Genomic DNA, 17,684 nt, shown 5'->3' with positions numbered 1-17,684 from the left:
TTAAAGGGAAATATTAAAAATATATATTTAATTAAGTGGGCTAAATATGAATTCCAATTACCGTTCTCTCCTGATTTGGGGAGTTATTGCCTTGATTTTGATTATATCTTTTTCTCTCTTTAATGGAGATAATCAGCGCTCTGGAGGGGGAGAGGTTTCTTATTCCGAATTTTTACAAAAAGTTGAAAATAATGAGCTGAAGTCTGTGACCATTCAAGGTCAAAAATTAACAGGACAAACTATTGAGCATAGAACTATTTCAACCTATGCTCCACGAGATCCAGGTTTGATACAAAAATTGGAAAACAGAAATGTAAATGTTAAAGCTGTTCCTGAAAGCTCTGGCAATAGTATTTTTCTTAATCTCCTTTTTTCTTTGCTGCCTGTTATTATTATTGTTGGGGCGTGGGTCTTCTTTATGCGGCAAATGCAAAGTGGATCACGCGGCGCAATGGGATTTGGAAAATCAAAAGCAAAATTGCTTAACGAAGCGCAGGGGCGTGTTACTTTTCAGGATGTTGCTGGGGTGGAAGAAGCAAAGCAGGATCTGCAAGAGATTGTCGAATTTTTACGTGAACCCCAAAAATTTCAACGTTTAGGGGGGCGTATTCCACGTGGTGTTTTGCTGGTGGGGCCTCCAGGAACGGGTAAAACTTCGCTGGCGCGCTCGGTGGCTGGTGAGGCTAATGTGCCCTTCTTTACCATTTCAGGGTCTGATTTTGTTGAAATGTTTGTTGGTGTTGGTGCAAGCCGTGTGCGCGATATGTTTGAACAGGCTAAAAAAAATGCTCCCTGTATTATCTTTATTGATGAAATCGATGCTGTGGGACGTCATCGTGGTGCTGGACTTGGAGGTGGAAACGATGAACGTGAACAGACCTTAAATCAGCTCCTTGTTGAAATGGATGGTTTTGAACCCAATGAAAGTATTATTCTTATTGCTGCAACGAACCGTCCTGATGTACTTGACCCTGCTTTGTTAAGACCGGGGCGTTTTGATCGGCAAGTGGTTGTGCCAAACCCTGATGTTTCTGGGCGTGAGCAGATCTTGAAAGTGCATGTACGCAACGTGCCTTTAGCTCCTAATGTTGATTTGAAAATTTTGGCAAGGGGAACACCAGGCTTTTCTGGTGCTGATTTGATGAATCTTGTCAATGAAGCGGCTCTTATGGCTGCTAGTCGCAATAAACGAGTCGTGACTATGCAAGAGTTCGAAGACGCCAAAGATAAAGTAATGATGGGGGCTGAGCGTCGTTCAACCGCCATGACACAAGAAGAAAAAGAACTCACAGCCTATCACGAAGCAGGACACGCTATCGTGGCTCTCAATGTGCCTGTTGCTGACCCCGTTCATAAGGCAACAATTGTGCCAAGAGGAAGAGCTTTGGGGATGGTAATGCAATTGCCTGAAGGTGATCGTTATTCCATGAGCTATCGGTGGATGATTTCTCGTCTGGCTATTATGATGGGAGGACGCGTTGCCGAAGAATTAAAATTTGGCAAGGAAAATATCACATCGGGTGCTTCTTCCGATATTGAACAAGCAACAAAATTAGCACGTGCTATGATTACACGGTGGGGTTTTTCTGATCTGCTTGGCAATGTGGCCTATGGTGATAATCAGGATGAGGTCTTTTTAGGCCATTCTGTGGCACGAACACAAAATGTCTCTGAAGAAACAGCACGTATGATCGATGCTGAGGTGCGTAAACTTATTGATGATGCTTATAAAAATGCTACCAACATTTTGAAAACAAAAAACAAGAATGGTTCGCTTTGGCGCAAGGTTTGTTGGAATATGAAACTTTAACGGGTGCTGAAATTAACGAAGTTATTGCTGGGAAACCTCCTTCACGAACCCAGAAAGATGAAGGTGCTTCTGTGCGCACTTCTTCTGTGCCTAAGACTGGAACAATAAAAGCAGAGTCTCGTATACCAACCGTTGAAAAAACAAATACTGATGAGGCGGACATCAATAAAGCGAAGGCTGATAAAACTACTTCCGATAAAGCAGAAACTCAAGTTGGAAAGAAAACGACATCTGGTGGTGATGCATCTCATGATATGGAGAAAAATACGCGAAGCGCAAAAAATTCTACTAAAACAGTAAAGCGTTCTGCAAGTAAAGCCAAGCTTGGAAAAAAATCTAGTGCTACGGGGCATGATAAAGAAAAACAAAAGCCTTCTGATGATGCTTGAGTGTTGATTTTTAGAAAAGATTTTAAGTATTTTTTTGAGAGAGGCGCAAATTTTATTTGTGCTTTTCTCAAATAATGGGGGAGAATGTGAGAGCCGGTGCATTGGTGAGCGCGGACTTGCAGTGTGGAGATTGGGTGGGAACTGGATTGTTGATGGTGATGTGCTTGTGGTAGGAAAACTGAAGCTTGAGGGGAGTGTTTTTATGACAGAGCGCTTGTTCTTTGGCTTTGTTAAAAGGAAAAGTCTGGGGATGAAATCTGTGAAATAATTGAGATAATAGAGTTGGATAAGGAGAACGCAGAAACGTAAGTGATGGGGGAGGGGTGCTTATTATTAGAAACAAATATTTGTTCTCAGCGTTGGGATTTTTGGTGAGAATGGTTTTTTGGAAATTCGAAAAAGAAGAAGGGAAGATGAATCATTTGATCAAATGGGGGATCTCGCTGTTCTAGGGATTTGGCTCTGAACAGACAGTAAGAGAAAAGCTGTACATAAAGGAAAAGGCATGGCACAAAAATATTTTGGTACAGACGGAATTCGGGGGAAAGCCAATGTTTTTCCTGTGACACCGGATTTTGCCATGAAAGTGGGCATGGCTGTTGGGGTTTTGTTTCGCTCACAACGTCAGTCACGTCGTGTGGTGATTGGTAAGGATACTAGGTTATCTGGCTATATGTTAGAAAATGCTTTGGTTTCAGGATTTACAGCTGCTGGTATGGAGGCTTTTTTGTTGGGACCTGTGCCAACACCTGCTGTGGCGATGCTTTGTCGCTCTTTGCGCGCGGATCTTGGCGTGATGATTTCTGCTTCTCATAATCCCTTTTATGATAATGGAATTAAACTTTTTGGTCCTGATGGTTTTAAGCTTTCCGATGATATGGAAGCAAAAATTGAACAATTAATTGATACAGATCTTTCAAAATCTTTAGCAGGTTCTGCCGAAATTGGTTATGCAAAACGGGTTGAGGGAGATATCTACCGTTATATCGAATATGCTAAGCGGACCTTGCCACGGGATGTGCGTTTGGATGCTTTGCGCATCGTTGTCGATTGCGCTAATGGTGCTGCTTATAAAGCGGCGCCACGGGCTCTGTGGGAATTGGGAGCTGAGGTGTTTGCCATTCATGATACACCAAATGGTACCAATATTAATCAGAAATGTGGATCAACCGATTTGGCTTCCTTAAAACAAAAAGTGCATGAAGTTCGTGCTGATGTGGGAATTGCTCTGGATGGGGATGGAGATCGCGTTCTTTTGGTGGATGAAAAAGCACAACCAATTGATGGCGATCAATTGATCGCTGTAATTGCTGAAAATTGGCATAAAACGGGACGTTTGCAATGTAATGGCGTGGTTACAACCATTATGTCAAATCTTGGATTGGAGCGCTTCTTAAAATACAAAGGCTTGGATCTCGTGCGGACAAGTGTTGGGGATCGCTATGTGGTCGAGGCTATGCGCCAAAAAGGATATAATGTTGGTGGTGAAGCTTCTGGACATATTATATTGAGTGATTTTGGTACAACTGGTGATGGGTTGGTGGCTGCTTTGCAGGTGTTGGCTTGTATGCAGGAAAGTCAAATCCCTATGAGTCAATTGTGTCGGCGATTTGAGCCTGTGCCGCAGATTTTAAAAAATGTAACCATTAAAAATAAAAATGTGCTGAAAAAGAATCCCGTTAAAATGGCAATAGATCAAGCAACACAACGTTTGGGAAAAGATGCACGATTGGTTATTCGTGCTTCTGGAACCGAGCCGGTTATTCGTATTATGGCCGAAGGTGATGCACGGGAAATTTTGGATGCTGCCGTGCAAGAGGTTAGCCAAGTTATCACACATCATGATGCACCGGTGGATGCTTGTGCTCTGGGGAATCTTGAATTTTTGCGATAATTTGTGGCATTCTTAAGCACGATTTTTAGCAGAGGGGGTGTATTCTGTTTTTGTAAGCCCGCTCATGAGCGCCATGATGGTAGGGGGGCGAGAAGTTTTACAGGATATTTTGAAGAAAAGTCTCTTTAAGGGGATGCCCTTGAGGCAAAACTGGCAAATTTGTTGGTTGAGGAGAGGGATAAAAAGCAGTGCTTTTTAAAAAGGAGTGTTGGCGAAAAATAGGGGTGAGAGGTTTGTTTTTCTGGAATCAAGCTGATTTCCTGAATGATAGCTGTGGGTGGTGTGTAAGATTTTATTGATGTTGCCATACAGGAGGTGATGGAGGGTATCATAAGGATATTCTGAGGGGGATATTTTTAAGAAGTTTTGGATGGTTGTCTATCGTTATCACAGTGTTATGATTTTGCTATGAATACTGCATATGCCCTAGAGAAGACACCCTTTTTTATTCATGTAGATCAATCATACATAAAAGCGGTTTTATAGATATGTAAGGAATGTGATAGAAAAAGTTTGAGACTTTATTATTTGCTGCTTGGTGGAAAATCAACTTTTTAGAATGAATCTTGCTATGATAGGAATAAAAAAGGTGTCTTCTCTCTTTGAAGAAAGAAAACACCGGGGGGTTAAGGGTGCACAATTGCATATCTTAATCCGAAAAGTGATTTTTTTTATCTTTTTTCCACAGAAAAAAGCTTGCAAGTCCAAGAATTGGAATGCTCAATTTGGCAAGAGGGAGATGTTTGCTTAAAAGCGCAAGGCTGGAAACTGTGGCATCTGTCATAAGCTGATGGCGTCTTTCTTCTGTTTTCTTTTGTTGATCATAGTTTTGATATGCTTTGAGAATGCGGCATATGAAAATAGCTATGCCTGCAAGAAAAAGCCAAATGAAAAACATTGTGATAGCTGCCGTTATAGGTTTCATGATCGAACATAGAGCAATAAAACCAATGATAGATAAAAAAAGTAGCGATATAAACAATGAAATGCCAATAAACCCATAGCAAATTGCTTGAAGGCGGACTTGCTTAACAGTGCTTTTTAACCCTCCACCGACAAGGTGGTTTAAAAGGGGAGTGATAAATTTATGCATTGTTTAACGACGCAATAATTGAGCAAGAATAAAACCAATGCCTGCTGAAAACAAAACGCTTTTGCCAGGGTTTTTACGAACGCATTCATTTATGGTTTGTTCAAATTCACCAATCTTTTCTTTGGCTTGAGACATTATGTCTTCGCTGTTTTCTTTGGCGGAATTATACAGTTTTTCCGCTTTATTTTTAGCGGCACTCAACTTGCTTGCACCAAGATCTGTTAATGTTTCTGTTATTCCTGAAATTTCACTGTGTAATTTTTCTAAATGTCCTTGTAGATTTTTTTCTGATGCTACTTTGTTATTCTTTGGTGTTTTATGATTTGCCATGATGCTTTTCCTTCTGATTCAGCTGATTTAGCATTGCTCGGTATTTGTGTATTCATAGTGATCATTTGCTTTGGAGTAAAAATTTTCACTGCTGTGGTAACGTCAAAGGCTTTTTTAAGTTCCCTCTTTTGGTGCAATTTAAAATTATTTTGCCGAAAATAAGTCTTATTTGGGAATTGTCTGAAGAAATCTCGAGTGGCTCTTTTATCCGTGGGAAGTTATAGTGGGAGATTGCTATTTATCGCTATCCTTATGCTGATAAAACTTGTCATCATTTATGTGTTTGGCAGATCTCAATGTTGTTCTTGCTGCTCTTATGGGGACGATGTGGTTTTTTAGCAGTTATGGGTTTGATGCGTTTATTGTTTTTTTGGGCAGTTATGGATTGGCTCTTTGAGAAATTATCATTATAAATCAATCTTTGAGATCATATGTAACTTGTCATTCAAGGCGTTTTGCAACATAATTTATTTTGTTTGATAAAGTTTTTGTAAATTTGCAAAAGAAAAATTTCTTAAAAAATTCCTCTTGAAAGAGGGCCTTTCTGAAATAAAACTATACTTGATTTATCAAGTTTTATTTTTTAAGACAGATACAGAGTGACGTTAACAGGGACGGGGCGTTGTGGGAAAGTGCTGCTACGGGGGCTGATGACACAGCTGTGAAACCAAAAAGTGAAAACCACAATCGTGTGAGACAAAAATGGAATCTGAGACCGTACCTTTAGAGAGTGCATCTGCTGGATTGGCTGTGTATGATCTTTCTCCCTTTGCTATGTTTATGGCAGCTGATTTTGTCGTGAAAGCTGTGATTGTTCTGTTGTTGCTTGCTTCTCTCGTTTCTTGGACAATTACTTTTGTTAAAATTGTTGAAATTACTCTTGCAAAGCGAAGAGTGCGCCATGAACTTCATTTAACCCTTAAGGCTCAGACCCTTACGCGTTTGGCTGCTAGCTTGAAAGAAAGCAAAGGAGCTGGTGTGCTCTTTCTTAAGGAAGTTCTCAAAGAGGTCTATCTTTCTACACAACAGGTTCATTTTGCCGGTGGTGAAGGAACTGGTGGAAGTGCCCATGAAAGAACAAGTGCAAGGCAAGAAATACAAAAGGAAGTCTTGCAACAGGGGGGACACAGCGTTGCTGATGAATATCCCTTCTTTTATAATGAAATTGATCGCTATGGTGAGGTTGCACGTGATGTTCGTGAAATGAATGAGGGTGTAAAGGAAAGGGTTCATTCGTTGTTGTCACGCTGTTTGCTGGCTGCTGTGCGACGTGTTGCCTATGGAAGTGCTGTTCTTGCAACCATTGGTGCACTTGCCCCCTTCGTTGGTTTGTTTGCCACCGTTTGGGGAATTATGAATTCTTTTATCGGTATTGCTCAGTCTCAAACAACGAGGCTTGATGTGGTGGCTCCTGGAATTGCCGAAGCTTTACTGGCAACGGCTATCGGGCTTTTTGTGGCTATTCCTGCTGTGGTGATGTATAATAGCTTGATGCGTGCTTTGAGCGGTTATCGCAATGATTTGGGCGATATTGCTGCCGCACTTGAAAGACTTTTGAGCCGTGAATTGGATAAACATAGACAACAGATGAGTCATAAAAAATGAAAGTAGGTTTTAATGATGATTTTGATTCCAGTGAGAGCGGATTGCACAGCGAGATCAATGTAACCCCTTTTATTGATGTTGTATTGGTGTTGCTTATTGTTTTTATGGTTGCCGCACCTTTGGCAACATCAGCTATCCCTGTGCAACTTCCTTCTATAACCCAAGCGCCTCTCACCCCTCAACCTGATGAGCCCCTTTATGTGACTCTGCAAAAAGATCATGCGCTTTATGTGGGTGATCATCTTGTAAATCAAACAACTTTTGTGGAATCTTTGCTCAAGCAAACAAACCAAAATCGAGAAACTCGAATTCTAATCAAAGCCGATAGCGAAATCGATTATGGTGCTGTGGTGGATTTACTCAATCAAATCCGAACTGCTGGATATAGTAAAGTTGGTCTTATGGGGTTGCAAAAATCTTCTAATGTTGCGGCAAGAAGTGCGGTAAGCCCTAAAATAGGAGGGGAGGATAGCGGAAAGAATATGATAGGTGCTGGGGCAATCGCAAGCGATGTGGTAAATACCAAAAGCACTGTAGTGGGACCTGTTGCTCCTGTCGAGTAAAAAACTGGTCATCAAGAGTTCTCTTTTCGTTTATGTTGCTATAAAAATACAGAGTGATTTTGCTTGCTTCTCTTTCTTGCTTCTCTTTCTTGGGCCGCCTTTTTGAGCTGCTGCAATTGCACAAAAATTTGCCAAAATAATCGACGCGATAGCTGCTTTTGTACTGTTTTGTTTTATGGATAACGCCTTTCTACCGACAAGTGATGCGCTAGACTTTTTTGGCATTCTTTCCTTATGACGGCTCAATATTTTCGCGCTGTATTTTTTGCGCTTGCGTGTGTGATGATATGTGGCCTAAGCTTGAAGCACGGATGCATTGTGCTTCCTTTTGCGTAGTTGAGCATTGTCGGAATCAATTTGTGCCGCTTTCGTGGAAAGATGTCTTTCTTCCCTGTGAATGCGCTGTTTAAGTTTGTCCTGTTGAGCCAAATCCACCTGTGCCACGCTCTCCCATATTGCTTAAGCTGTTTTTTTCATCTGGTTCAATGGCACAAACATCGACTTGAGTCACTGGTGCTATGACCGTTTGTGCAATGCGCATGCCGCGTGTAATGGAGAAGTTTTCTTGCCCCAAATTGATGAGAAGTACTTTGACTTCACCACGGTAATCGCTGTCAATTGTTCCTGGGGTGTTTAGGCATGTAATGCCATGCTTTAAGGCTAAACCAGAGCGTGGACGTATTTGTGCTTCAAACCCGGCAGACAAGTGAAAGATGAGACCCGTTGGAATAAGGGCGCGCTGCCCTGGAGCAAGAGTGAGTGTTTCTTCTTCTCCAATTGCTGCTCGTAGATCAAGACCAGTAGAACCCGCTGTGGCATAGCGGGGAGGTTCTAGACCTTGCCCATGTTCAAGATACTGGATTGATAAGGTTACCTTTTGTGCAAGGTGAGATGATGTATTCGACGAAGAGGGGGGTGGCTTTGGGCTGTTCAGGTGCGTATAGGGCATGGTCAAAGCATCTCCAAAATGTACAAAATAAACACAACTTTAACAAAAAATTGCTTTTGAAACAAGCAGCTAAAGACTGAGGGAGGCGAGAGATTCCACTGCTTATTTTGTATGGTAAATGCTTTTTTTCTATAGTGTTTTTATATACTACCAATGAAAATACCCGTAGCGAAAACGAGAGCTCCACCAATGAGAACCTGTAAAGATGCGCGCCAAAAAGGAGTCGACATAAATTTGTTTTGAATCCAAACTATCGCCCAGAGTTCGAAAAAAACAACAATAAAGGCAATAATTGTTGCAACGTAAAAAGAGTTGATCAAATAGGGAAGTGCGTGTCCTAATCCCCCTATCGTTGTCATAACGCCGCTGGCAATCCCTCTTTTCAATGGAGAACCACGACCTGATAATTTTCCATCATCATGGGCTGCCTCTGTAAAACCCATTGAAAGACCTGCTCCAATTGAAGCCGAAAGCCCTATCAAAAAGGTTTGATGTGTATCACCAGTGGCAAAAGCTGCTGCAAAGATTGGTGCAAGGGTGGAGACAGAGCCATCCATTAAGCCAGCAAGACCAGGTTGAATCCATGTTAAAAGCAGCTGTCTGTGCGTTTTTGATGGTTTTTTTGTGGTTTGATTTGCCGTTTTGCTTCGAGCATTCTTATGAGATTTTTTTCTTGTGACAAGAGCATGATTTACAAGAGCACGATGCGCACAGGCTGAATCTATCACTTTCGCGTGATTGCCACAGGAAAGATACATAAGCTGCTTATAATTTTCAAGTTCTTGCAGGCCCATTGCTGTAAAAATTGCTGCTTGCTTGGAAGAATAAGGTGCTAGGGCTTTGGCATATTTTAAATAAAAAGCGGCATGGCGTTGTTTTGCTTTGAGTACTTGAATGGCCATTTTTTGTGCTGAACGAAAGGACAGAGCTTTGCGTTGTACGAATGAAAAAAACAATCTCAACATTTTCTGGTCCTTTGTACTTTAGAATTATTCTAAAGATATAAGAGAAAAAAGATGAATGTCAATCTAAAATTAAAATATTGTAAAAAGACTGCGAAGCGAAAAGAGCAGCTCTGATGTGTCAATTATGATGTGTGAGGAAGCTAAAAACTGGTGAGATAAGAGATAATAAGTCAGCAAGAAAAGCGTCTGTGAAACAATCAGAGCAAAATGCCGAAAAGAGAAATCTTGGTGATGCTGCTAAGGAATTTTGGTAATGAATAAGGAGGAGAAAATGCGGTGCTGGCTATTGGGGCTTGGTGGTATGTGGGGAGGCTTGAGGCTATGGGACCTGCGTTGTGGGAAGTTTGATGGTTGGTGTTGACTCATGGGAGAAGAGGGTATGTGCTTGTTGATATTTTTTAAACCTGAGAGGAATTCTTCGCTGCAATATAGAAATTAAACAGGTTAAAGAGGCAGGCAGCGGTATGACAAAGGCAATATGAGAGAAAAATAAAGCGCACGGATGCTTAATTAGAAAAAGGGTGGATGTTGTGTCATGTTATCGTACAAGGCAATAAGAGAGCTGGAGTGAATCCCCTTATCTATAGTTTTGACAATGAAAAAAGACCTGAAGAGGATGATATTTACGAAGTAGGTTGCCTCATCCTTGCAAATTGCTTATCGAGAGATGATAAAAGCAGGCAAAGAGGGAAAATGAAAGGTAGAATGGCTCTATGATCGTGTTGTCATGGCGAATGGTTTTTGTAGCGGCAAAATCTTCTGTTTTCTTATTTTCTAGATGATTTGAAAGAATGGCTTTTATGATGCGGTAAGAGACCTAAATTGTTATTCTTTAAGACTGATTCTGGTGGCGTTAAGAATCACAAATGTCAGTTTCAAGATTCGGTGCATCCACGATATGCTCTGAAGTTTGCTGCAGCTGTGGCGGTATGGAAAGTGGTGAGCGGGGCTGAGAGTGGCAAAATTGTTAAACAAACACTTGCAAAATGGCTGCAACAGAATGCGGATCAATATAATTTACGCGATAAGAAAAATAATAAGTTAAAAAAGGGTGTTATTGAACAGCTGGCAAATTTTGCTCATTGGAAATCTATCGGAGGTGCTCCTAAGATATTTGTAAATTAATTTTATCAGAAGGAAAAACAAAAAGATCACTAAAATTGTGCTGCTTTTTTGATAATTTTGAAAATAATTCCCCATTTTGGGGGAGTTTTTTACTTTTTTCCCCTAGATTATAAGAAATTGTTTTTTAATGAAGATAATTTTATAGTGCTTTAATAGCTGTGCAGAAGGGGAAAAATAGATATTGTTAGGCAATAAAATTTACCTTGTAGTTTTCGTAACTTACCTCTCTATTTTTGTTTGGTTTTTTTAAGCATTGTTCAATTCGGATCCATGAAAATGGAGCTGAACATGATTCAAATATTTTCTTTTTTACGGTGCGTGAATGCACAAAAAATTCTCAAGTAAGTGCACCGATATTGGGGTAGTCTGTTGCCGATAAGGTGGTGATGGAGAAACCGTTTAGAATAGGTATATTATTCCGTTGGCTTAAGTTTGAATTTGTATCATTGTTATGGAAAAGATCAAAGCTGAGCATCATGTGCTCTTTGTATAAAGAAGCCTTGCCATCTATGAGTAGGTAAGGATTTTTGAGTGGGTAAGGATTTTTGAGCGGGTAAGGATTTTTGAGTAGGTAAGGATTTTTGCTTAAAGCAATTTGCACAGTGGTGAAATTTGCTCTATGGCTTAATCTTAAAAAATATCTCACGATAAATCATTATGAAAAGATGAAAGAAAATAGGTGTATGGCGCGGTCGTTATGGGGTGATATGCTGTTTTGTGCATGCTGCTGCTGATTATCAATATTTAGGAATGATAAGCGTATTTAAGGTGATAGGGCAAAGGAGAATATATGCTGCCAAAAGGATATGTTTGGGGAAAATAAAGCTAACACTTAAAATTGCTTTTTTTAGATTTCAGATTTTAGAGAAAATTTTTACCTATCCTTTATAGATTGCAAAAAAAGAGATATTAAGAGCAGAAGAATTTTTGCAGTAAAACAAATTAATCAAATCTATAGGTTTCTTTATCTATGTGGGGTTTAATGAAGGGAACATTTTTGCTTTTATGAGAAATGTTCCCATTTGCTAAGAATTTTTCTGCCTGTAATGGTTGTGATATTGTTGGATGCCTTAAATGACCACTGTATAGCTTAAATTGTATAGCTTAAATGACGAAAGGAGTGGTTTCCCACTCCTTCGTTCCTATCTCCCCTTGCGGGGAAGCGGCCACCATTGCTGATGCCGTATATGCCTATTTATATAGGCTTATTTTTAAAAAAAGTCAATGATATAAACGGGGTAAATGTTTGAGCATAAGAGCGATAACTTTATGAAACTCTTTTTCCGATAACCTTGGAATGCTACGTGAACAACTCAGACGGCTTACCGAAACTGTTGTTACATAATTGCAGATAATCCATGCTTTTTTATGTTCTATTGGAGATTGTAGGGCATAAGCTGCAGGATTATTTGGTTGCGATTTTGTTGAAAATGGCAAAACTGTAACATTGCCGTAGAGTTTTGCATTCTTAGAGAGCACTAAAACAGGGCGCTTTTTCCAAAATTCAGGTAAGATCGAATCATGAGGAAAATCGCACCAAAAAACCTGCCTAATACGGGGAGCCGATTTGATACGGGGTTTTATATGAGGGGGTTTTCTATAAGGAGCATTTAAATCCCCCAATTTGCTATGTTCTTGCCATGCGCTATGATCATGTTCCATCACAATATGCGGTGCTTCAAGGTGACAGATATCTAAAGCGGTGAGCAAGGGAGGGGTAATGGGAGGCGTTGTGTTTTTATCCTCAGGCATGGTTGACCATTCAATATTTATTGGTCCCCTCACGCATTATTCGATAGCTTTTCCACCGCCGGTTTCTATCAAAATATTGTTTGTAAGTACAGAGAGGCAAAATAATAAAATACAGCCATATTTGTTTGTTTTTATCAATGCGGCTTAGAAAGAAAATTTGAGAACGAAATTAAACCTACAAATGTATGACAAAGAAAGCGTAGGGATCTTTTACAATAAGCAGGAAGTTATTCTTGCTGTTGTAAAGTGGGGAGTGGTATGATGTTTGTGGACGCGTGTGAAAGAGGCAATTTTTGTGTTTGGGGCTTTGTGCTATACGCTGTTTTATAAGCAAATATGCTGTGCATGAGGAGCATGCGGTGGTTGTTATGTTTTATAGTCTGAAAGCAGCCCTTTTGAAGCAATATAAAAACTAGCAAGCATGTAAAAAAGGCTGGCAAGAGCATTCCAACCAGCAAATGAGAGAGAAAGAAAGCGCAGGGAGGCTTCAGAGCAAGCTGGGGGGTAGATGTTGTTTAATTGATTCAAAAGCTGGTTGACATCTGTTGTTCTGCTTGTTGCACTTGAACCACAGCTGGAAGGCGCTGGCCAAAAGCCATATTCAATGCCTGTATGGTAAATTGCTAAAACAAGGCTGATTGTCATTAAAATAAAAACACAAAAAAATAAAAGTTGTACCCAAGAAGAAATGCGAAAAAACCATGCCGCAAAACCTGCTAAAAGCAAAAAAGGTAGTGCACTGTAATAGGGTAAACGTTCAATCAGACATAAATCGCATGGAAGATATCCACCAATATATTCAAAACCAAGCGCTAAGCCTATTGTGCTTGAGAGGCCAAAAGCCAGAAAAAAAGCCCATAAACTTTGCTCTTTTCTGCTTGGCTCATGATGAAGATGTTTGTGAAAAATGTGCCGCAAAGACAAAGTGCCTACCATTGCATTTGTTCCTTAAAATAAAAGGTGCTTGTTTATACAAATAATAAAAATTCCATAGACAAGTAGGAGATTTAAAAAACCAATCAAGAGCATCCATTTGAAATTTCGGAAAAGAAAATCCATGGCTTTTTTCCCAAAATGCTGAATAAGCCATGCTAGAAGATAAAAGCGAGCTCCCCGCGCAAAGAAACAGGTGATAATAAAAAGCCCAAGATTAACACCCATGACACCTGCTAAAATCGTGATAATCTTGATTGGGGGGATGTGTAAAAAACCTGAAGTGATTAATAAAATAACCAAAAATTGTAATGTTGCCTTGTTCTTAAGGGCTTCAAAATTTTCAACTCTACCGTAAAATTCTAAAATCGGTTTGGCAAGTGTATCATAGGCAAAGTGTCCAATAAACCAACCAGCAATGCCGCCCAAAACAGAGCAAATAGTGGCAATAAAAGCATAGCGATAAACCCGCTTGGGATAAACAAGCCCCATGGGGATATATAAAATATCTATCGGAATTGGAAAAACAGAACTTTCAATAAAGGCAATAAATCCAAGCCAATGGGGCGCCGTGGGCCGATTTGCTAAAGAAATAGTCCAATGTTTTAATCTCTTTAATATCATGAAGGCTTTCATAAGTCTAATAGGTAAAGACTTTACCAATTGTTCGCTATAAATCCAATCAAACAAATAATTTAAAGATTCTTAAGGATATTCTATACAATGGATGAGATAAAAATCATATGGATTCTTAAAAAACAAAAAATCTGTTGTTGACGAATCTGTCCTTCTTCATATAGTGCAAAGAAGTGTTGGGCTGTTCTGTCCCTTAACTCATAATATGCGGGTGTGGTGGAACTGGTAGACGCGCCAGACTCAAAATCTGGTTCCGAGAGGAGTGTCGGTTCGAGTCCGACCACCCGCACCACTGTTCATTCTTTCCCTTGTTGCCCATAAATCTTCCGTTCTTTGAAGGTTTGTGGTGTTTTTTGTTGCTCTTTACCACCATGAAAAAGCTATATTCAACAATATCAAGACAAGGTTTTATCAAGACAAGGTTTTGTTGTTTCTTGCGGTTTGCTTTTGAGGCATGCAAATATATAAAAATAATAAGTGTTGAAATATCAATTTGATGGGTAAAAAAATATTCTCAATGGGTTTTAAGTCTTCAATTGTTAACAGAAAAAATAACCATTCTGCCTTTTTGTGCTGCTTGTATGATAAAGTGCAAAGTTGAATGGGAGTTTCAAAAACAGAATTTACCCAAAAGTTTGTCAGGGTATAAATAAAGAGCAGGAACACTGTTTTAAGTTAAGTAACGTATAGATTTATGAAAATAATTCATTTTTTGCAAATTGCATGATGATGAATTGTCCTGATTAAAGGCCTCTCTTCTTATCTTGTTGTTGGGCGGGAAAAATCTGCGCTCTTTATGGTGAAGAAAAAGCGCAGTGAAACAATCTGCCACATTTTGTTGTATGGGAAATTAAAGTGGGTTGGTGCTTATCTTTATCAATGAAAAAACCCACTTCCAGGTGGGTTTTTTCATGATGCGATTTTGTAAGAAACTAGAATTTATAAGCAAGACCAATGCGGAAATCATTGGTTTTATGACTCATTTCAAGCTTACCATTTGCAAATTTCTTCTGACCAAAATCTGAATAACGATATTCTGCACGTGCAATAATATTATTCGTTATGGCAAAATCAAGACCGCCACCAACTGTATAACCAACCATCGTTTGTGCTTCATTTAATACATCACCAGAAGCAAATATTGTCGTCATGTCTTCTTGGGATTTTGATAAAAGTGACATGGTATATTGCATCTGTGCATAACTAATACCAGCTGCCACATAAGGCATAACACGATCAGAAGCAAAACCAAGACGTACGCGTGTAGCACCAGCCCATTTTTCTTTCAAGCTAACACTGCTTACAACAATATCACCATAATTGGGTATGGTTTCATCTTGAGCAGCAGGCTTTATGATAGGAATACCAGCTTTTTTAAATACTGCATTAATAGAATCTAAATCATCTAGAATTTTTTCCCATCATCTGTTTTTGTGTCTTTCTTGTTAGACCACATCATGTCTGTATCAACGCCGACAACAAAGTTATTACCTAAATGGATATTAGCTCCACCATAAAGACCCGCTATAAGACCTGAGGGTTGAGGTGATAAATTCTTATCAACCCAAGCCCATTTACCAGTGGTTGCATCTTGAGAATAATTTAAAGCACTTTTACTTGAAAAACTCCCGATCTGTCCTCCTAAATAAAGACCGGTCCAAGAAAAAGCCGGCGCAACTCTAATCGGTGTGACAGTTGGCGCAACTCTTGATTTTGTTTCTTGAGGCATTACGATATCAGCTGCTTGCACGCTAGAAGTTGCCATTAAACCTGCAAAAAACATTGTAACTAAACGTTTTGTGTTCATATAAACCCCTTGTTTATTTTAAATAAGTGATTCACTATACATATTTAAATTTAAAAATCTATAAATAAAACACTATACAAGTTTTATTTCTGTGAACAATTAAAAGTTTTCTCAGGCTGTTTTGTGGTGTGGCTGTTTTGTAGTGTGGCTGTTTTGTGGTGTGGCTGTTTTGTGGTGTGGCTGTTTTGTGGTGTGGCTGTTTTGTGGTGTGGCTGTTTTGTGGTGTGGCTGTTTTGTAGTGTAGTTGAGTAAAATCAATGGTTTGTACTTTTTAAGTCTCTTTTCGATAGCGCGCTTTAAAGAATGTTTTTTATTCATCGAGCAATACAAGCAATACAAGCAATAAATGAAGCAATAAATGGCTAATGTTTTGAAAACCACTGTTTTAAATGTGCAATGACATGATCTATTGCATCCATGAGGCGAGCAAAATCAAGGATAAGCAAAAAAATAAAAAATGCTATCCACTTCATCAGACGCGACATCATTTTTACACTTTTGTAGGCGATGATCATTTCTTGAAGCATTGCTTTTTCTGCTTCTGTAAGCTCGGTGTGGTTTTCAGTTTTTTTTCTCACCATGTTTCCACCCACACAAGCGTTGGCCCTGTTTGTTATGTTTTAAAATTTCTCTTGCTAAGTTTGAACTGATGATATGCGAATCTTGCTCGCTTAAATAAATGGGAAACCAGCCAATACAGGGAGACGTATATTTATGGGTCACGCAACCAGTCAGAGAGCTCAGAGCGCACATCAGCATCACTTTTCTGATTAACTTCATTTTCCACCTCCAGCCGTGTTGTTGCTGCCTTTAAAGTTCTTTCTGTTTGTTTTTGCTGTTCACTCTTTTTACCAAGGATGAAAGCCTTGGCTAAAGCCATAAAAAAAGCAGCGAGAGCCGCGCCTGTTAACATCAAATTTCTTTTCATCCATAAAATCATAGGCGGTGCTCCTGAAAGCGTTTAGCAACAAAGAAAATACCAGCACAGGCTGCTAAAACCATAATGGTTGCCAAAGCCCATTGGATGGGGCCATTGCCTGCCAATAGGCCACCAAGACCTGAAAAAGAACCAATAATTGGAGCAAGGGCTTCTGCTTTAAAAAGTCCCGTTGATGCTTGCGTTTCCACGGTTTGATAGTTTGAGGAAACATAAGCCCCTTTCGCCCATAGACCTGCTTCTGCCGCGCGCCGGTGTACAAGACCTTGCAAGCGTTTACCACTGGCTTTGGTCCATTTTTGTAGTTCGGCTGGTATTGCTTCATATTCACCACTATTAAGCTTTTTTAATAGGGTCGAGTTACAAAAAGCTGTTGTGCCTATATTATAGCAAAAGGATACCAATGCTGCGAATTGTTCGTTTGTTAAGGAAACTTGAACCGCTTGTTCAACAGCATTTTCAAATTGTCTTAAATCTTGGCGAAGAAGTTCTTCAGCTTGTTTTTCAGTGACTGTCATGTCTTTATGAATAAAAGGTTTCCCGGCACTGTTTGTATGTCCATAACCAATTGTCCATATTCCGATGGCGTCTTTATAAGCGTTCAAGCGTAAACCTTCCCATTGTTTGATGAGTGCAAGCCCTTCTTGTGATATTGTTCGCATAAATTCCTCCATAAAAAAGCCCCACACAAGGTGAGGTCGAGTGACATCTTAAAGGTGAATTTTTTCCCGATTGCCAAAAACAAACGAGAAATGAAACTTGAGTTAGCTATGAGGCTTGTGGGCTGCTCCCTTAGCGAGTGGTGGTGATAGGGGCTATGGTTGCTCGTTGCAGGTGGTTTTGGGGTACGAGGGTTATGGGGTGCTTATGGTCGCTGTTGTTTTTGCAAAAGCATC

General features: G+C 39.8%; 18 protein-coding genes, 1 tRNA gene and 2 pseudogenes. 8 read left to right on the top strand and 13 right to left on the bottom strand.

Going from position 1 to position 17,684, the window contains the following annotated elements:
• Window positions 1-46 precede the first annotated feature (46 nt).
• From ftsH to glmM, 3 genes and pseudogenes are all read left to right on the top strand, one after another.
• A pseudogene (gene ftsH, locus QWU_RS08870) lies at window positions 47-2,199 on the top strand (ATP-dependent zinc metalloprotease FtsH).
• Window positions 2,200-2,257: 58 nt separating this feature from the next.
• Window positions 2,258-2,467 (top strand): hypothetical protein, encoded by a 210-nt coding sequence (locus QWU_RS01565; RefSeq protein ID WP_006589786.1) that lies wholly within the window; start codon window positions 2,258-2,260, stop codon window positions 2,465-2,467.
• 237 nt (window positions 2,468-2,704) lie between these two features.
• Complete coding sequence (gene glmM / locus QWU_RS01555; RefSeq protein ID WP_006589785.1) at window positions 2,705-4,093, top strand: phosphoglucosamine mutase; 1,389 nt, start codon at window positions 2,705-2,707, stop codon at window positions 4,091-4,093.
• 649 nt (window positions 4,094-4,742) lie between these two features.
• Here glmM and QWU_RS01545 read toward each other — a convergent pair.
• The gene (locus QWU_RS01545) at window positions 4,743-5,186 is read right to left on the bottom strand and encodes a hypothetical protein (protein ID WP_006589784.1); all 444 of its coding nucleotides are present in this window, start codon (window positions 5,184-5,186) and stop codon (window positions 4,743-4,745) included.
• Between the two features lie 3 nt (window positions 5,187-5,189).
• A complete protein-coding gene (locus QWU_RS01540) occupies window positions 5,190-5,516 on the bottom strand; it encodes an ElaB/YgaM/YqjD family protein (protein ID WP_006589783.1) in 327 nt (108 codons plus the stop codon).
• Between the two features lie 265 nt (window positions 5,517-5,781).
• Here QWU_RS01540 and QWU_RS10470 point away from each other — a divergent pair, with 265 nt between their 5' ends.
• The 3 genes from QWU_RS10470 (at window position 5,782) to QWU_RS01525 (ending at window position 7,684) form a co-directional block, all read left to right on the top strand.
• Window positions 5,782-5,913, top strand: coding sequence for a hypothetical protein (locus QWU_RS10470; protein WP_274532055.1), 132 nt, complete (start codon window positions 5,782-5,784; stop codon window positions 5,911-5,913).
• Window positions 5,914-6,218: 305 nt separating this feature from the next.
• A complete protein-coding gene (locus QWU_RS01530) occupies window positions 6,219-7,121 on the top strand; it encodes a MotA/TolQ/ExbB proton channel family protein (protein ID WP_017196062.1) in 903 nt (300 codons plus the stop codon).
• The gene (locus tag QWU_RS01525; protein ID WP_006589781.1) at window positions 7,118-7,684 is read left to right on the top strand and encodes a biopolymer transporter ExbD; all 567 of its coding nucleotides are present in this window, start codon (window positions 7,118-7,120) and stop codon (window positions 7,682-7,684) included. Before QWU_RS01530 ends, QWU_RS01525 begins: the two co-directional genes overlap by 4 nt.
• Window positions 7,685-7,714: 30 nt before the next feature.
• Here QWU_RS01525 and QWU_RS01520 read toward each other — a convergent pair whose 3' ends face one another.
• The 3 genes from QWU_RS01520 to QWU_RS01510 form a co-directional block, all read right to left on the bottom strand.
• Window positions 7,715-7,909 (bottom strand): hypothetical protein, encoded by a 195-nt coding sequence (locus tag QWU_RS01520; RefSeq protein WP_017196061.1) that lies wholly within the window; start codon window positions 7,907-7,909, stop codon window positions 7,715-7,717.
• Between the two features lie 181 nt (window positions 7,910-8,090).
• The gene (gene dut, locus QWU_RS01515; protein WP_006589780.1) at window positions 8,091-8,633 is read right to left on the bottom strand and encodes a dUTP diphosphatase; all 543 of its coding nucleotides are present in this window, start codon (window positions 8,631-8,633) and stop codon (window positions 8,091-8,093) included.
• Window positions 8,634-8,773: 140 nt separating this feature from the next.
• Window positions 8,774-9,598 (bottom strand): VIT1/CCC1 transporter family protein, encoded by an 825-nt coding sequence (locus QWU_RS01510; protein WP_006589779.1) that lies wholly within the window; start codon window positions 9,596-9,598, stop codon window positions 8,774-8,776.
• Window positions 9,599-10,420: 822 nt separating this feature from the next.
• Here QWU_RS01510 and QWU_RS01490 point away from each other — a divergent pair.
• The gene (locus tag QWU_RS01490; protein WP_017196057.1) at window positions 10,421-10,723 is read left to right on the top strand and encodes a hypothetical protein; all 303 of its coding nucleotides are present in this window, start codon (window positions 10,421-10,423) and stop codon (window positions 10,721-10,723) included.
• Window positions 10,724-11,060: 337 nt separating this feature from the next.
• Here QWU_RS01490 and QWU_RS09935 read toward each other — a convergent pair whose 3' ends face one another.
• From QWU_RS09935 to QWU_RS01460, 4 genes are all read right to left on the bottom strand, one after another.
• On the bottom strand, window positions 11,061-11,324 hold the full coding sequence (locus QWU_RS09935; protein ID WP_144062915.1) for a hypothetical protein: 264 nt from the start codon (window positions 11,322-11,324) through the stop codon (window positions 11,061-11,063).
• 620 nt (window positions 11,325-11,944) lie between these two features.
• The gene (locus tag QWU_RS01480) at window positions 11,945-12,475 is read right to left on the bottom strand and encodes a type II toxin-antitoxin system PemK/MazF family toxin (RefSeq protein ID WP_006589777.1); all 531 of its coding nucleotides are present in this window, start codon (window positions 12,473-12,475) and stop codon (window positions 11,945-11,947) included.
• A 366-nt stretch (window positions 12,476-12,841) separates the two neighbouring features.
• Window positions 12,842-13,411, bottom strand: coding sequence for a disulfide bond formation protein B (locus tag QWU_RS01465; protein ID WP_017196054.1), 570 nt, complete (start codon window positions 13,409-13,411; stop codon window positions 12,842-12,844).
• A gap of 12 nt (window positions 13,412-13,423) precedes the next feature.
• Window positions 13,424-14,032: a YqaA family protein gene (locus tag QWU_RS01460; RefSeq protein WP_006589775.1), complete on the bottom strand. Its 609-nt coding sequence runs from the start codon at window positions 14,030-14,032 to the stop codon at window positions 13,424-13,426.
• Between the two features lie 219 nt (window positions 14,033-14,251).
• Here QWU_RS01460 and QWU_RS01455 point away from each other — a divergent pair.
• Window positions 14,252-14,336, top strand: a tRNA-Leu gene (locus QWU_RS01455).
• A 640-nt stretch (window positions 14,337-14,976) separates the two neighbouring features.
• Here QWU_RS01455 and QWU_RS08865 read toward each other — a convergent pair.
• The 4 genes and pseudogenes from QWU_RS08865 to QWU_RS01435 all read right to left on the bottom strand — a co-directional run bounded on the left by QWU_RS08865 (window position 14,977) and on the right by QWU_RS01435 (window position 17,450).
• A pseudogene (locus tag QWU_RS08865) lies at window positions 14,977-15,851 on the bottom strand (outer membrane protein).
• Window positions 15,852-16,213: 362 nt separating this feature from the next.
• Entirely contained in the window at window positions 16,214-16,432 is a 219-nt protein-coding gene (locus QWU_RS01445) for a hypothetical protein (RefSeq protein WP_035451423.1), read from the bottom strand.
• Between the two features lie 131 nt (window positions 16,433-16,563).
• The gene (locus QWU_RS01440) at window positions 16,564-16,791 is read right to left on the bottom strand and encodes a hypothetical protein (protein WP_006589772.1); all 228 of its coding nucleotides are present in this window, start codon (window positions 16,789-16,791) and stop codon (window positions 16,564-16,566) included.
• A complete protein-coding gene (locus QWU_RS01435) occupies window positions 16,788-17,450 on the bottom strand; it encodes a lysozyme (RefSeq protein WP_006589771.1) in 663 nt (220 codons plus the stop codon). Before QWU_RS01435 ends, QWU_RS01440 begins: the two co-directional genes overlap by 4 nt.
• Between the last annotated feature and the right edge of the window lie 234 nt (window positions 17,451-17,684).

It is taken from the genome of Bartonella birtlesii IBS 325 (assembly GCF_000273375.1).
Classification (GTDB): Bacteria; Pseudomonadota; Alphaproteobacteria; order Rhizobiales; family Rhizobiaceae; genus Bartonella; species Bartonella birtlesii.
This window is presented reverse-complemented; position numbering and strand designations above follow the sequence as displayed.